A 15,558-nucleotide genomic window follows, 5' to 3' on the forward strand; every position below is an offset into this window, starting at 1 on the left:
CGATGACACAGCCCCACATCGTCGGCGTGCGCCACCACAGCCCGGCCTGCGCGCGGCTGGTGGCCGAGCGCATCCGCACGCTGCGCCCGGCTTTCGTGCTGATCGAAGGTCCGGCCGATTTCAACGAGCGGCTCGACGAGCTGTACCTGCCGCACCGCTTGCCGGTGGCGATCTACAGCTACCTGTCGGGCGACGACCGGCACCACGGCTCGTGGTCGCCCTTTGCCGAGCATTCGCCCGAGTGGCAGGCGCTGGTGGTGGCGCGCGAGGTGGGCGCGGCCGTGCGCTTCATCGACCTGCCCGCGTGGCACGGCGCCTTCTCGCACATGGAGAACCGCTATGCCGACGTGGCCGACCATGCGCACGAGGAACGCGCCGAAGCCTACGAGCGCGCGCTGACCGAGAAACTTTCCGTGCAGGGCCGCGACGCGCTGTGGGACCACCTGTTCGAGGACGGCTGCGACGCGGCCGAACTGGCGCGGCGCCTTGGCACCTACTTCGATCATTTGCGCGGCGACGACGCCGGCTCGCAGGGCAACCAGGCGCGCGAACAAATGATGGCGCGCTGGATCGCCTGGGCCATGGCGCAGCCGGCCGAGCCCGGCCGCGCGCAGGCGCTGGTGGTGTGCGGCGGCTACCACGCGCCGGCGCTCGCGCGGCTGTGGCCGGGCATGCCCGCCGACCTGCCCGCCACGCCGGAGCCTTCGCACGAATCCACCGAGGCGAACGAAGAAGATGCCGGCACGCGCGATGCGCAGGCCCCGCTGCGCTTCGGCTCCTACCTCGTGCCCTACACCTTCAAGCGCCTGGACGCCTTCGCCGGCTATGCCTCTGGCATGCCCTCCCCGGCCTACTACCAGTGGGTGTGGGAGCTCGGCCCCGAGGGCGCGGCGCACCGCGCGCTGCAGCACGTGATGCAGCGCCTGCGCGAGAAAAAACTCCCTGCCTCCACCGCCGACCTGATGGCCGTGCACCTGCGCGCGCAAGGGCTCGCGCGGCTGCGCGGGCACGAGAAGCCGCTGCGTTCCGACTGGCTCGACGCGCTGGCCGGCGCGTTGGTGAAAGACGCGCTCGACGCCCCGTTGCCCTGGACCTACCGCGGCGCCATGCGCCCCGGCACCGACCCCGTGCTGGTGCAGGCGATGGACGTGCTGGCCGGCGACACCGTCGGGCGCCTCGCGCCGGGCACGCCGCAGCCGCCGCTGGTGGCCGCGGTGCAGGCCGAGCTGGCGGCGCACGGCATCGTGCTGCGCGGGCAACTCAAGCTCGATTTGCTGGGCGATGCCGACCGTGCGAAGAGCCGCGTGCTGCACCGGCTGTCGATCCTGCGGCTGCCTGGCGTGCGGCGCACGCAGGGGCCGAAGCTCGCGATGTCGGGCGAGCGCACCGAACTCTGGTCGCTCGGCGAACCGCTGGAGCAGCAGGCCGCGCTGATCGAGGCCGGCGCCTGGGGCGCGAACCTGCACGACGCCGCGCGCGCCCGGCTGGAAGACGACCTGCGGCAGGCACAAGGCCAGATCGTCCCGCTGGCCGACGGCCTCAACCAGGCCGCATGGGCGGGCCTGTCTGCGCTCAGCGATGCGTTGCTGCGCGAGCTGCAGGGCGCCATTGCCAACGAAGCGCGCTTCGAGGCGCTGGGGCCCGCCCTGTCGGTGCTGCACACGCTGCTGCGCCACGGCCAGACGCTGGGCATGGCCGACGCGCCGGTGCTGCGCGTAGTGATCGGCGCGGGCTTCGACCGCGCGCTCTGGCTGCTGGAGCCGCCCGCCGCCGTGGCGCCGGCCGACATGCAGCCGCACCTGGAAGGCCACCTGGCGCTTCGCCAGATCGTGACCGACGTGCTGGCCCATGCGCAGGACCACGCTCACGGCGCCCACGACGTGCACGCGCCCTCGCTGCTCGACGTGGAGCCCGCCCGCGCGCTCGCCGTGTGGCAGCGCAAGGCCGCCGACGCCAGCGCCGCGCCCGTGAGCCGCGGCGCCGCGCTGGGTGCCACGCTGAGCCTGGCCGGTCGCTTGCCGCACCCACAGGCGCATGAAGACGGCGTGGGCGAGGCGATGCTGCTGCTGCACTCGCTGCCCGCCCCCGTGCTCGGCGATGCGCTCACCGGCCTGCTGGCGCTGGCGCGCGAGACGCTGGCGTCCGAGCCCGCCTTCATCGCCGGCATGGACCGCACCGTGCAGGCACTGGACAACGCCGACTTCGTGCGCGCCATGCCCAGCCTGCGCGCCGCCTTCGCCTGGCTGCCGCCGCAGGAACGCGGACTGCTGGCCGACCAGGTGCTGGCGCTGCACGACGCCGCGCACCTCTCGCGCCGCACGCTCACGGCCCACCGCGCCGGCGAGGCCGCGCCCGCGCAACTGGCCGAGGCGCGCCGCGTGGAAGACGCGGTGCTCGCACGCCTCGCCGCCTGGGGCGTGACACTGGACGAGACAGAGAAAGCCCCCCGCCCATGAGCCTGGACATTCCCGATCCGCTGCAACGCTGGCGCCTGCTGCTAGGCGACCCCGCCGAGGCGGCCTGCGGCGGCCTGAGCGCCGAAGCGAAAGCGGCCGACGCCGCGCTTGACTGGCTCTACGGCCGCGACAGCGACCGCGCGAGCCGCGGAGAACGCAGCGCCGGTCTGGGCCCCTCGGCGCTCAGCACGCCGGACTGGATCAACACCATCCACACGCTCTTTCCGAAGGAAGTGATCGAGCGACTGGAGCAGGACGCGGTGGAGCGCTTCGGCATCGATGAGGTGGTGACCAACCTCGAGGTGCTGGAGCGGATCGAGCCGTCGGAGTCGCTGCTGCGCGCCGTGCTGCACACCAAGCACCTGATGAACCCCGAGGTGCTGGCGGCCGCGCGCAAGCTGGTGGCCGAGGTGGTGCGCCGCATCATGGAAAAGCTCGCCACCGAAGTGCGCCAGGCCTTCAGCGGCAGCCGCGACCGGCGCCGCCGCTCGCGCATGAAGGTGGCGCGCAACTTCGACTTCAAGCAGACACTGGCGGCCAACCTGCACCGCTACGATCCCGAGCGCCGCAAGCTCTACGTGGAGCGGCCGGTGTTCATCAGCCGCACGAAGCGGCATGCCGAGCCGTGGGACATCATCCTGCTGATCGACCAGAGCGGCTCGATGGTCGACTCGGTGATCCACAGCGCGGTGATGGCAGCATGCCTGTGGCAGCTGCCCGGCATGCGCACGCGACTCGTGGCCTTCGACACGGCGGTGGTCGACCTGACAGCCGACGTGTCCGACCCAGTCGAGCTGCTCATGAAGGTGCAGCTGGGCGGCGGCACCGACATCGCGAAGGCGGTGGGCTATGCGCAATCGCTCGTCGCCAATCCGGCTCGCAGCATCGTGGTGCTGGTGAGCGACTTCTACGAAGGCGGCAGTCCGCACGAACTGGTGCGGCGCGTGAAGGCGCTGGTGGAGTCCGGCGCCAAGGTGCTGGGCCTGGCCGCGCTCGACGCGACGGCCGAACCCAACTACGACCACGAGATGGCCGCGCGGCTGGTGCGCGAAGGCGCGCAGATCGGCGCGATGACGCCCGGGCAACTGGCCGGCTGGCTCGCAGAGAAGGTGCAGGGATGAGCAGCGACATCGCATGGCGCTCCGACCTGCTGGAGCTGACGCCCGAAGCGCTCACGGCACTGGCCAACGCGGGTTTCGTGAAGCGCGCGCAGAAGGACGTGGCCGCCGGGCTGCTGCCGCGGCTGGAGGCTGGCGCGGACGGCGTGGTGCAGGCGCATTTCGACGACGGCGTGCGCACCAGCCTGCCGCGGGGGCGCACGCTGCGCGATGCGCAGTGCAGTTGCCCGGCCAGCGGCATGTGCAGGCACCGCGTGATGCTGGTGCTGGCGTACCAGGCGCTGGCGGCGTCTTCGAAGGCTGACGCACCTGCGGCCGCGGACGATACGCCTGCCGATTCGGACGGCGCCTGGAACCCCGCTCAGTTCGACGACGCCGCGCTGGCCGCGAGCTTTGCGCCGTCGGTGCTCGAACAGGCGAACAAGCTCGCCGTCGCGCGGCCGGTGGTCGGCGTGCAGGCTTGGCGCAGCGCCTGCGCGCCGCCGGCGGCGCGGCTGCCGATGTGCAGCGTGCGCTTTTTCTCGCGCAGCTCGCTCGTGCATGCGCGCTGCGACTGCAAGCAAGGCAGCGGCTGCGCGCATGTGGTGGTCGCGGTGTGGGCATTCCGTCAGGCCGGCGCGCTGCCGCCAGGCGCCGCGGAAGCGATGGTCGAAGTCCGCCCGCCCGCTTCGGCGGGCGCGGACACGGCGAGTGGCGCACCGCAGCCGCTGATGCAGGGCGATGCGGCGCGCGTGCTGCGCGCCCACATCGACGCCCTGCTGCTCTCGCTGTGGCTCGATGGCTCGAGCCAGCCGCTGATCGCGCTGGCCGCGCGCTTCGAGGCCGTGCGTGAACAGGCGCTCGCGCTGGGCTGGAACTGGGTCGACGACGCGCTCGACGAGCTGTGGCAGCTGCTGCAGGCGCAACAGGCACGCAGCAGCCGCTTCGAGCCGCTGCGCCTGGTGCGCGTGCTGGCCGAGCTGTGGGCGCGGCTGCAGGCGGCGGCGCATGCGGAGCAGCCGGGCACCCGACGACCGTCTCTGCTGGCGAGCCAGATGCTGGGCGTCGGCGTGAAGGGCGAGGTGGCGCTAGACCACCTGCGGCTGGTGTCGCTTGGCGCCGAGCTTTGGTCTGACGACACGGCTGAAGGCGCGAGCATTCTCTTCGCCGACCCGGACACGCAGAACGTGACGGTGCTAGAGCGCCAATGGACGCGCGAGGCCGACGCGGCGGCCGGCGGCACCGCGCAGGCGCTGATGAACCGACGCGTGGCGGGCTTCCCGCTGCGGCAACTCGCGAGCGGCCAGATCATCACCAAGACCGCGACGCGGCGCGCCAACGGGCTGGTCGACATCACGGCCGGCGCGCGGCAAACAGGCGTGCTGCCGCTGTCGCCTACCTCGTGGAACGACCTCGTCGCGCCGTTGCGGCAAGGCAGCGTAGCCGCGCTGGTGGCGCACCTGCGCGAGGCGCCGCCCGATTTCGTCCGACCAAGGCAGGCGGCGAGCAGCGCGTCCGCCGGGGCCTCGGGGCAGCTGCACGTGGTGGCCTTCGATCGCATGGAGGTGATGTCGTGCCACTGGGATGCGGCCGCGCAGGTGTTGCATGCGGCGCTGGCACAGGCGGGGGTCGGCGAGGCAGGCGACCCCGCGGCAGCGCCCGCCGACGAACAACTGCGGCTGGCGCTGCCGCACCGCGCGGTGGCGCCGGGGGCGGTCGATGCGCTGGCCCGCACGCTGGCCGGCGACCATGGCGCGCTGCGCGCCGTGGCGGGCACGGTGCACCTGCAAGGCGGCGTGGCGGTGATGCAGCCGCTGAGCCTGCTCACAGCGCAGCGCGCCGTGGTGCTGCAGGTCGAGGCGGTCTCGCCGCAGCCGCTGGGTTTGCACAGCGACGTCGACGAGCGGCCCGCGCTGAATGCGCTGGCGAACGACACGCTCGCGCTGCTGGCGCTTTGGCTGCGCCAGGGGCTGCGGCATCAAGGCGGCAATGCTCTGTCGCGCGCCGAGGCGCAGGTGCTTCATCTGAAGCAGGCCGGGCTGGACCGAGGTGCGGCGCTGCTGGGCGCGGTGCTGGAGAACCTGCACTCGGCTCAGCGGCCGGCGTTGGTGGCGCAACTGGCGATGCTGGGGCTGCTGATGCAGGGCGTGGCGCAGTCGGCATCGATGGAGGCATTGGCATGCCTCCCAAGCCATTGCTGACTTGGGGGTTCTTTCCATGGGGTGTTGATTGCCGCCGAAAACTGATCCAGTTATGGAGCGAACCCCATCGACTGGACCACTGGGGTCGTCAGAGCCAAGCCGCCTGCTGAGCGAGTTGGGATTCAAATTCGCTGGGTGAGCAGTAACCGAGGGCCGAGTGCAGCCGCTTGGCGTTATAGATCTCTTCGATGAACCGGGGCAGCCGCGTTGCCACGCGTGCGAAGGTATCGTAGCCCGCCAGATACACCTCTTCAACCTTGAGCGCTTTCATAAAGCTCTCGGCTTCAGCATTGCGATACGGATTGCCCGGTGAGCTCATGGAGCCTCGGAGCCCGGCCTCCTGCAATGCGCGTCGGTACGTCTCGCTTGCATACTGACAACAGCGATCCGTGTGATGGATGCAGCCCGGCCGCGGCTGTCGGCTTCGGACGGCCGAACCAGCGCGGCCAAAGCCAGCGGTGTGTCGATGCGCCGCGAGATCGCATAGCCCACGACCTTGCGGCTGCAGGCATCAAGGATGGCCAGATAGCAGAACCCGGTCTCGATGCGGATGTACGTGAAGTTCGCCACCCATACGAGATCCGGGCGGCTGGGGATCACGTTGCGATAAAGGTTCGGGAAGATCGGGGTTGTGGTTACTGTCGGTGGTGCGAACAAAGCGCCGGCACGGCTTGATCCCAAGGCCATGCATCTGCATGAGGCGCGCGATGCGCTTGTGGTTGACGAGGTGACCACGGCGGCGCAGCTCATGGGTCACACGCCGATAGCCGTAGCTGGGCCGCGCGGCCCCATCGGCTGCGATGTTGATGCCACCGAAATTGACCCGGTCAGAATCAGAGAGCGCTGATCCCGCATGTTCGCTGAACGCCCAAACAGTGGAAAAGGCGCAGTCGAAAGTCGGCGGTGGCTCCGTTCGGCATCGGCGCCAACGGCCACTGTTCAGGTGCGCTGTGCCACACTGCTCTGCTTTGCACAGAGAGCATCATGTCCCTACTTGCGGTTCAGGAAGCGATCGCCACACTCACGGCAGATGGCCGCGACGTGGGAGTTGAAGCGGTTGCAGTCACGTTGTACAACGGCATCGTTCTCAAAGGAATATTCAAGCCCTCTGCGGAGCAGCGCACGGCCTGCGTTACGGGCTCGTCCACAGCCTTGGGCGACGCGAACACGCACGTCAGCACATTCTTCGATTTGGAAGACGTCGTGAGCTTCACCTATGCGGAGAAGAACCAGCGCATTGAATACTAGAGGCGATAAGTTCTTCAGACGGCTTGACGACTGGGGCTATCACAGAGACTGCTGGGGCCTGTTGCGCCAACCGCGCCAACGGCCGCGTGCGGATTCCGGTCGATATCGATACTCCGCCTGATCGGAACAGGTCACGCGTGACGGTCTGGCTTGGCCGCCAGTCCCGGTCGAAGTCTGGAAGAGCTCGATCCGCGTAATCGCAAAGCGGTCGGGTCGCTCCTGACTGGTCTGATGAGTAAAAAATGCCTGGGTCGAACATCCCCGCGAGCCGCTGGTCGCCGGGAGCCAGGTTTATTGCGCGCTGGACATCCAGTGCCTGTGGGTGGGGCCGCTGTTCGTGCTGTCCTAACTGTTCCTGAAGCTGGGCGTGCGCTGGTAATTGCGCCGATTCACGGGCGAATTGATTTGCCCATGAATTCCTGAAATCTCGCCCAGAAATCGGAATCGAAAACGGTCTCCCTGTCTAGGCGCAGGCCGAGCGCCATTGCGGTGCAGGCCTGCGGGTCCAGTTCGATTTCTCTCTCCGAATTCATCAATTCAAGAAAAAACCCTTCGAACGCCATTTCGTATTCCCGATTTTCCAGGTAAAGAGCAATTTGCAACTTGGCATCTTCATCGAGTTGGATCGATTTCATCTTTTCATCGAGGAACATTTCGACGCGTTCGAAAATTTCTTCTTGGCTCATGATATTTACCGATCAGAACGGAAATCCGGTGGAAACTTGCCCGGAGTATAGCGGGTGATTCAAGGGATAAAAATCCACCCGCATCCGCACGCCGTCGATAACGCCTATCTTGTAAGGTGAATTCCATTTTCCCAATTGCTGGGGAATATTTTGATCACCCGCCACCCGGTTGATGGAATCGACGATCTTCTGGTCGCTCCAATTGGCAGGAAATTCCGTCTTGGCAACGCCGTCCTTGCCGGTTTTTCCGGCCCCGGCCCGGTGCCTGTTCAGGATGTGGTCGCGGCGAAATCCGACGTAGTCGTGCGGCGGCTTCTGGATGACCGTGCCGTCGCGCCCAGCCATCGCGGCGCCGCGATTGGTCTCAGCTTCCGAAATGGATTTGCCGGATTGATTTCGACGCTGCGTCGCCGCCTCCTCGCGCACCCGCGTATTCAGCCCGCTCGCCAGACCCCATGTCATTTCATTCACATTGGCCACGGCGGCTTCAGGAAATCCCAAGGCCCGCGTGGCCATGCCGGGTCCGGCAAACGGGCCCATGAAAGCGAAGGCCATGGTATTTCCCCAAGTCAGATTCCTGTTGTCGAGCCAAGCCTGCTCTGTGGGGGTGATATTTCCTTCGAATCTTTGGCCCGGCTGATAGACATCCTGGTAAAAACTCGAATCGCGACGTAATTTAAGCGATTGCTCCGGCGGCAAAGTATTTTTTCCGTTGACGTGATCGGCCAATTGCTGCTGCTTGTCCTCGATCCAGGATTTGGGGATTTCGTCGGGCATTTTCTCGCACTCCTCCCGAAATCTCTTGGCGGACTGAAGCGCGTCCGTGGGCTCCAGGCCGACTGCGCGGCCATGCCCGGCCAGCATTCGCTCGTACCACGGCAATTTGTCGAATTCCGCTTTCTCCCGCTCGTAGCGCTCGCTGCAAATCCCCCGGCGTCGCCGAAGCATTTCGGCCGGCGCGGGAACCTCGCAGGTCAGCAATCGCCCGACGGTGCCGTTGCCGTTGAAAGGCGGCTCGTCGGGCTCGGCCATCAGGCGGCTCCGTTCATCTCGCAGAGGTCGCCGTGACGGGCGACGGCGCGGCTCTCCACGAACACCGTGCTCGAGCCGGTCACGACCTTCACGTGACCGCCGCCCAGCGAGACCCCTGAGCGCACCCCGCTGCCGGCGTTGCCGGCCACACCCTTGACGATGCTTTCGACCATCAGCACCTTCTCGCTGCGCGCAGACACCGAATCGGCGTACGCGGCTTTCTCGGGCGGCAGGATGGAGACGATGTCGAAGGGCACGACCTGGTCGCCGACGATGCAGAAGTCCGGCGTGACATTGACGACCATGAACCTTGCTTCGGCGTCGGCAATGTGTTTTTCCATGCTCATGCAGGCACTCCCCCGGTCGCCTTGTGGCGCAGGCCCCCATCGGCCTGGACCTCGGCCTCGCGCAGGCGCAGGTCGACGTCGATGATGTCGCGCGCCTGGTCCAGCGTCAGGCGCCAGGTCAGGTGCACAAGCATCTCGTCGAGATCGACGTGCACGGTGTCCAGCTTCATGAATTGCGCCGTCTGCGCGCCGTCGCCCGTCCCGCACCACGCCTCGATGCACAGGCCCGGCAATTGCATCTCCAGCGCGTCCGTCGAGGCGAAGAAGCCCTCTAAGCGCAGCGACTCGTCGCCCGCCAGACCCTCTGCGACGCGCTGGTCGGCCGGCGCGTACTGGAAGAAGCGCAAGTCGAAATCCTCCGCATAGTCCATGAAGGGAGCCTGCGCGTGACGGCGCTGCCAAGCCTCGTCGTAGGTGCCGGCCAGCGCGAGGCGGGGCTGCCAGTGGCGGGCAATCGGAGCGAACCCCTCGGCGGCCAGATCGTCCTGGTTGCCGTGGCGCACCGGCACACCGGCGCGCTCGATTTGCGGCGCGGGCACGGCGACGCCGCGGTCGTGCCGCGCGCCGGCATGGGTGTCGCGGCACGCCGACCCGAAGCGTCCGCTGCCGCAGGGATTGGCCGGATCCATGCGTGGCGGCGCATCGACCGCGTCGCCTTCGTCGCGCCACCAGCCGCCGTAGGCGAGCTCGTAGCGCAGCGGCACTTCGAGCGCCGGTTTGGGATCGCCCGGCGTGCGCTGCGCCGGATCGTCGTGCCAAGGCCACGATCTCGGTCCGGTCAGACGCAGCGACTTGTCCAGGAGCGGTGTGCCGTGCCGCGCAACCTGGAGCGTGGCGAGCCATTCGCGCTGCGGTGTCCAGCCGCGCGCCCGCGCGCTGCCCGTCACGAAGATGTCAGCCTCGGGCTTGAACAGCACGAGGTCGGTGGCCGAGCGAAGGCTCGACAGCACGGGCTGCGCCGCGTCCCACGCGGCATCGGCGAACACCGGCCCCCGATGCCTCGGCGCGGCCTCCAACCGGCCCGCCGCGAGCACGAAACTCGCGCACACGATCACCACGTCGTGAAAGCGGATGCCCGGTCCCATCTTGTCGTACTGGAAGTGGCCGAAGGGCGTGCGGTTGTGCACTTGCTGCAGCCGCGGTGGCGGAACGGCGGGCGCGCCGCTGGTCATCGGCGTGCTTCCTTCTTGCTGCCATCGACCTGCGTGGTCGCGGCGACCGACGCCGGGGCGCGGCCCAGCACGTCCGAAGCCACCGCGGCGGAAGCCACGCTCAGCACCTGCGCCACCGGGCCATTTGCACTGCCCTCGCCGCCGACGCCTGCCGCCTGTTTGGCGATCGACGCGAGCTGCGAGGCCTTGCCCAGCAGCTCGCCAGGGTTGGCCATCGCCGCGCCCAGACTGGCCATCGGACTGCCGGGTGGCTCCGGCGGCGGTGCGGTCGGCACTGCCTGCGGCTGCAGCGCGGCCTGGCCGCCCTTGGGATTGAGCCAGATGTGCTCGCCGTTCAGGGTCACGTCGTCGCCCTGCGCCGTGATGTTGATCTTCTTGCCGGTCACCGCGATGGACCCGTCGGCCTTGAGCTGGACCACCGAGGCACCCACCCGCAGCGAGATGGTCTTGCCGTCCATCTCGATGTGGCTGCCCTTCTCGCCGCCCACCGACAGCAGGTATTTCTCGCCGACCTTGGTAGTCTGGGTCTTGCCGACCAGCGTGGTGTCCACCATGCCGATGACCGAATTGCGCAGCATGCCGACGTTGAAGGAATAGGCCAGGCCAATGTTCACCATCTTGGCCAAGCCCACGTTGTGCATGTAGGCCATGCCGATGGTGGCCACCTGATTGCGGCCCACCTTCTTGCTGCGGTCCTGTCCCACCGAATGGGTTTCGTCGTGCTCGACCTCGATGTCCTGGTTGCGCTCGGCATGCAGCCAGACCTGCTCCTGGCCCTTCTTGTCTTCGAAGCGCAAGGCATTGGCATTGGTGCCGTTGCCGCCCTCGGAGCTGCGCGTGAGCAGTCCGCTTTGTGTGGCGTTGGCCGGCAGCGACCAGGGCGGCATATTGTCGGCGTTGTAGACGCGGCCCGTGACGATGGGACGATCAGGGTCGCCGTGCTCGAAGTCGACGATCACCTCCTGCCCGATGCGGGGGATCTGGATGCCGCCGAAATTGGTGCCCGCCCATGGCGAGGACACGCGCACCCAGCACGAGCTGTTCTCGTCCTTGGTGCAGTAGCGGTTCCAGTGGAAGCTCAGCTTCACGCGGCCGTACTCGTCGGTCCAGATTTCGCGGCCTGCGGGGCCGGTGACGATGGCGGTCTGCGGGCCGGTGGTACGCGGCCGCGGCACGGCGGGCGCGGCCGCCCGGTAGATCTTGCTTGCGGGAATCACCTCGAAGTCGACCCGGCACTCGAACTCTTGCTGCGAACTGGCATCGCCGACGTCCTGCAGCCGCAGGTGTGCATCGGTGACCAAGTACTGGCGATTGGATTCGTTCTGGGGATGGCGCTCCAGGGCCATCAAGCAGCCCGGCACCACCGCGCGCAGGTTGCCCGAACCGCTGGCACGCTCGCCGTGGCTGCCAGCTTCTTCCATGCGGGTGCGCACGAGCTGCTCGCCTTCGGATTCCACCGCGTAGTCGCCGGGCCAGCCGTAGCGCTCCCAAGTGTTCTGGGAGGTTTTGCGCGGCATGGCGCTGACCTGCTGCAGGTTGGCTCTGGGGCGCTTGAAATCGAAATCGTCCGTGACCCACCGGCCGCTTTGCAGTTCCTCATACGCGTTGAAGCGGTCGCAGTGCTCCTCGCGCACCGTCGCCTCCGCGGCGTAGAAAGGAATGGTCTGGTAGCCCGCATGTGCAAAGGGCTGGTGCGAGGCCATGTCATCGACGATGACCAGCTTGTGGCTGCTTTCCGCGTGCTCAAAGTAGTAGTAGAGGCCCCACTCGTGAAGCAGCCGAGCCACGAAGTCGTAGTCGGTTTCGCCATACTGCACCTGGAACTCACGGGCAGGATAGCTCCCTGTGGTCCGCAGGTCGAAGGGAAAGCTGTACTTGCCCAGGACCTCCCTGAGGATGGCCAGCACATTCTGGTTCTGGAAGATGCGGTAATCGCTGGTGCGCGTGGCCAAGGTGAGCCAGGGTTCGACGACAGCTTCGTACAGCGCTCGGCGATTTTCAAGTCGCAGGAAGCGCACGCGCGTCACAAGACCGGAAAGGTGGCGCTGTCCCGGGTCTTTCCCGGGGCGCCCGTCGAGCACGATGTGGGCGGTGAGCGCCTCCCCCACCAACTGCTTGATCGCAACGTTGGCAGCCTGGCGCTCGTTGAAGCCTGGTTGCTCGGGGGTGGCGAGCGTCAGCGTGTAGCTAAACAGTCTGCTGATCCCCTCGTGGCCTTCGATGGCGATCGGCTCCAAGGCCGGCTCGCCGCCCAGCATTGGCATGGCCGTCGAAGACATACTGAGAACGCGCGCAAGCGGCGCGAAGCCAGCTGGCATGACACTTCCTTGAAGTTAGGCCTGCGAGATAGACCCGCAACCCGGAATGCCCACGACTCATCCGCGACGAGGCGCATCTGAGCGTCGGGAGTAACGGGAGGCTCAGGCCTCCTTGTTTTCCTTGAGGTTCCAGGCCAGCACCGTCTCGGCGCCTTTGCCACCCTTGTCGGTCTGCTCCCAGTACTGCTGCTTGACCTTGGCCGCCTGGAATGCGAACTGCACAAGCACCGCGTCGCCGCCCTGCTCCGCCGTGTACTGCACCGAGGTGACCAGCACTTCCTCAAGCGTGACGCGCGTGTATTCGATCTGCGTGCCGCCGGCCTTGCACAGCGACACCTCGACCTTGCTCAGGTGCTTGCCGCTCGCGCAGTTCTTCAGGATGGAAGGGGCCGCCTTGTCGATGCGCGCGACCACCTGCAAGTCGTTGAAGCTGGCTTTGCCCACACCGCCACCACCGCCGCTGACCATGTTTCCAGGCTGCGTCGCACCCCACGCGAACGACTTGATATCGCTCCAGTCCTTGTGATTCGAGTCCTTGGATTCGCCATTCGCGCCCTCGACGCGCATGAACATGTCCACTGCCATGAGGAATTCCCTTCTGTATTGAGAGCAGAGCCCGTCCAGCGGGCAATGCAGGTTCGACGAGCCGTTGCCAAGACAGCCTCATCAGACTCACGATGTCAGCCTTGCCTCTGGCACGGGGCAATTATTTGCGTGTGATCCAGACAAGGCCACACGCTTTTTATCGCATGTTTGTGAATTTTTCATACGCAATAAAGGTCAATTTCTCGAGGTTATTTCTTTTGACTTATTTATTGCCCGGAGTGGATGTGACCTAGAGGCTATTCGGTCATCGATCAATAAAAGTCGCGTCTTCGACGCGCATCATGCGGCGACAACTGCGGCCACGCCTCCCACTAGGGATCGAGATTTGGACTTGTGCCGAAATGCGTGTGCTTGAGTTCACTAAGGCGCCAGGGCCGCAGTTTTACGATCTTGGGTACCGCCCGCTATATGCGAAGGCGAGGCTCTGGCCACTCAGCACCGGCGCCGCGCTGCCGGCTTGCGTACTCGGCGAGTGGGTTAACAGGCGGCGAAACGAGGCGGTCGTGCGAGGATCGTGCTCTCGGTCAGCGGCGTCAACTCACTACCTTCGCGCACCGAAGTCGAATCTGTGTCTGTCGAAGACCCTGTGCTGCCCTGCCCCCGGGGCTCCCGCGCCTGAAAGTCGCACGCGGCCTTCAAACTCAGAGTCATCCTGTCGGCAAGGCACGATTGCCTACCTGCTTACAGGGCGGGGTCGTGGCTCGAACATCGGTACCGTGGTGCCCTTGGCCTCGCTGCCGTCGGCTTTCCAGACGACGGTACTCGGCGGGAACTCTTCCTTGCGAGTCATCGCGTCCACCTTGCCGGTCAACAGCGCCACCGCATCCTTGACCTCGGGGTTCCATGCGAAGACACCCACCTCGCCGTACCAGACGGCGGGAGTGTCGGCATTCAGGCGCCGATCGGGACACAGAGTGAAGCGGCGTTGGGCCAGAACACGCAATGCGCCCACCTGGATGGCACGCACACCCGGAGACGTGCGCTCGGTCGCATGGCCAGGGCAGATCTGCGCGGCGCGGGCGATGGCGTTTTCGTACACCTGGGCATCGCTCTGTGCATGACTATTGAAAGCAATCAGGCCAAGGCCCAAGGCGATGGCGATGGGGCGCCAATGACGGTTGTACTGCATTCTTTCCTTTCTGATGTTCGTGATTCAAGCTCGAGTAGTTCTGCCAGTATGTCAAATCGAATTCGGTCGCTCTCTTACAAAGTGCGCCGAAGCCCTCCAAGCCCGTTCGAAAGATGTTCGCCAAACCGCAGCTATTTGTTCTTGAGCCCGTGTGCCGTCGCACTTGAATTCATCGTCCTTTTTGTCGCCTTGAAATGCCCCGGTCGCGGCCGACTGTGGTTGCACCAGCACTTGGAAAAACCTATTCATGTGCCCTGGAAACCATCGCGCGCATGAAAACAAACCTTGTTCGCGAGTAATCCTCAGCGTCTTCTTGAGTTGTTGTGCAGTGTCGAAGGTGCTGGCGATCCTGTCGCGTTGGATGAAGCCACCTTCGACATGATGCAGATGGAAGACCTTTCACGACAGCGATTTTGGCGCAGGGGTGTACGCGAGACAGTGACAAAGGGATGAAGCTGCCGAGCCCCGCGAAGACTCGGAAGGCCAAGGCGGCAAAGCGAGCCCAGCCATCTACCAACTGCCCATATGCGACGCTTGGACGGCAGCCGCATGCTCACCGGTCGACTCGCATAAGTTGGATGCCAATCGGAAACGCCGAGTGGCAGTCTTGCTACTTGGCCAGCAGTTCCTCAGCGGACTTACCCGCTTCGAGCGCAGCCTTGAACCAGCCAGGCCGGGGACCACGGCCGCTCCACACGTTGCCCTGGTCGTCCTTGAACTTGGGGGCGCCCGTCGCAGCAAGGGCCACCTTCTTGGACTTTCGCGTTTTCTTCGCAGCGCTCTTCCGAGTCGTTGCCGCCCGGCCAAGTCCTCTACCAAGGCCTAAATCAGCCGCAGTGAAGCCGTACACCGCAATTGCTTCCTTGATTCGGCTGCGAACGCCTTCCGCTTCCTTCTTGCGCAATTGTTCGGCCTCTTTCTGAAGTTGCTCAATCTGCTTTTGCACCTGCAGGAAAGTCTTTGCCATGAATCGATCCTTAATTAAAGATGGTGTGAGCTTAAGCTTGAATGACATTCCTCAACGTCAGCGCTTATCGTCAATGAGTGTGACCCCGCCATCGGCAACGCCGTTTTCCACAGATGGGCAAACGTATCCGACGTCTTCCGATCACGCGCGAGAAGATCAACTCGAGGCGAACCTGAACAAGATTTGCGCCCACGTCGTCCTCCATTTTGGGACCGGATGTCTTTCGCCTCGGCACCGGGCAGCACAGGCTCTATGAGCAGAACGGGCGAACAGAATCCAATGCCTAGACTTTGCAATGC

14 protein-coding genes are annotated in these 15,558 nt (G+C 65.9%); 4 read left to right on the forward strand and 10 right to left on the reverse strand.

Translation table 11 applies throughout. The features are described 5' to 3' along the window. Positions 1-2 precede the first annotated feature (2 nt). The 3 genes from QF040_RS07990 to QF040_RS08000 are packed head-to-tail and all read left to right on the forward strand — an operon-like array spanning position 3 to position 5,754. Positions 3-2,456, forward strand: coding sequence for a DUF5682 family protein (locus QF040_RS07990; RefSeq protein ID WP_429610596.1), 2,454 nt, complete (start codon positions 3-5; stop codon positions 2,454-2,456). Beyond that, a complete protein-coding gene (locus tag QF040_RS07995) occupies positions 2,453-3,577 on the forward strand; it encodes a VWA domain-containing protein (RefSeq protein WP_429610597.1) in 1,125 nt (374 codons plus the stop codon). The genes QF040_RS07990 and QF040_RS07995 overlap by 4 nt, the downstream gene beginning before the upstream one ends. Next, the gene (locus tag QF040_RS08000; RefSeq protein WP_429610598.1) at positions 3,574-5,754 is read left to right on the forward strand and encodes an SWIM zinc finger family protein; all 2,181 of its coding nucleotides are present in this window, start codon (positions 3,574-3,576) and stop codon (positions 5,752-5,754) included. The genes QF040_RS07995 and QF040_RS08000 overlap by 4 nt, the downstream gene beginning before the upstream one ends. An 88-nt stretch (positions 5,755-5,842) precedes the next feature. Here QF040_RS08000 and QF040_RS08005 read toward each other — a convergent pair whose 3' ends face one another. Both QF040_RS08005 and QF040_RS08010 read right to left on the reverse strand, forming a co-directional pair. After that, on the reverse strand, positions 5,843-6,073 hold the full coding sequence (locus QF040_RS08005; protein ID WP_429610599.1) for an integrase core domain-containing protein: 231 nt from the start codon (positions 6,071-6,073) through the stop codon (positions 5,843-5,845). Continuing rightward, entirely contained in the window at positions 6,070-6,441 is a 372-nt protein-coding gene (locus tag QF040_RS08010; RefSeq protein WP_429610600.1) for a DDE-type integrase/transposase/recombinase, read from the reverse strand. The genes QF040_RS08005 and QF040_RS08010 overlap by 4 nt, the downstream gene beginning before the upstream one ends. Before the next feature lie 297 nt (positions 6,442-6,738). On the opposite strand from QF040_RS08010, the gene QF040_RS08015 reads away from it, so the two are divergent. After that, positions 6,739-7,002 (forward strand): hypothetical protein, encoded by a 264-nt coding sequence (locus QF040_RS08015; protein ID WP_429610601.1) that lies wholly within the window; start codon positions 6,739-6,741, stop codon positions 7,000-7,002. A gap of 389 nt (positions 7,003-7,391) precedes the next feature. On the opposite strand, the gene QF040_RS08020 is transcribed toward QF040_RS08015, so the two are convergent. The 8 genes from QF040_RS08020 to QF040_RS08055 all read right to left on the reverse strand — a co-directional run bounded on the left by QF040_RS08020 (position 7,392) and on the right by QF040_RS08055 (position 15,259). Continuing rightward, positions 7,392-7,688 (reverse strand): hypothetical protein, encoded by a 297-nt coding sequence (locus QF040_RS08020; protein ID WP_429610602.1) that lies wholly within the window; start codon positions 7,686-7,688, stop codon positions 7,392-7,394. Between the two features lie 12 nt (positions 7,689-7,700). After that, the gene (locus QF040_RS08025) at positions 7,701-8,720 is read right to left on the reverse strand and encodes an EndoU domain-containing protein (RefSeq protein WP_429610603.1); all 1,020 of its coding nucleotides are present in this window, start codon (positions 8,718-8,720) and stop codon (positions 7,701-7,703) included. After that, positions 8,720-9,067, reverse strand: a complete 348-nt coding sequence (locus QF040_RS08030; RefSeq protein WP_429610604.1) for a PAAR-like domain-containing protein — start codon at positions 9,065-9,067, stop codon at positions 8,720-8,722. Before QF040_RS08030 ends, QF040_RS08025 begins: the two co-directional genes overlap by 1 nt. Further along, positions 9,064-10,239 (reverse strand): DUF2169 family type VI secretion system accessory protein, encoded by a 1,176-nt coding sequence (locus QF040_RS08035; RefSeq protein ID WP_429610605.1) that lies wholly within the window; start codon positions 10,237-10,239, stop codon positions 9,064-9,066. Before QF040_RS08035 ends, QF040_RS08030 begins: the two co-directional genes overlap by 4 nt. Then, positions 10,236-12,557: a type VI secretion system Vgr family protein gene (locus QF040_RS08040; protein ID WP_429610606.1), complete on the reverse strand. Its 2,322-nt coding sequence runs from the start codon at positions 12,555-12,557 to the stop codon at positions 10,236-10,238. The genes QF040_RS08035 and QF040_RS08040 overlap by 4 nt, the downstream gene beginning before the upstream one ends. Positions 12,558-12,659: 102 nt before the next feature. After that, positions 12,660-13,142: an Hcp family type VI secretion system effector gene (locus tag QF040_RS08045; protein ID WP_429610607.1), complete on the reverse strand. Its 483-nt coding sequence runs from the start codon at positions 13,140-13,142 to the stop codon at positions 12,660-12,662. 694 nt (positions 13,143-13,836) lie between these two features. Beyond that, positions 13,837-14,292 carry a hypothetical protein gene (locus tag QF040_RS08050; RefSeq protein ID WP_429610608.1) on the reverse strand — a complete coding sequence of 152 codons (456 nt, stop codon included), beginning with the start codon at positions 14,290-14,292 and terminating at the stop codon, positions 13,837-13,839. A 610-nt stretch (positions 14,293-14,902) separates the two neighbouring features. Then, on the reverse strand, positions 14,903-15,259 hold the full coding sequence (locus QF040_RS08055) for an H-NS family nucleoid-associated regulatory protein (RefSeq protein WP_429610609.1): 357 nt from the start codon (positions 15,257-15,259) through the stop codon (positions 14,903-14,905). Positions 15,260-15,558: the final 299 nt, after the last annotated feature.

The sequence above is a fragment of the Variovorax sp. W2I14 genome (assembly GCF_050435205.1).
GTDB lineage: Bacteria > Pseudomonadota > Gammaproteobacteria > Burkholderiales > Burkholderiaceae_C > Variovorax > Variovorax paradoxus_C.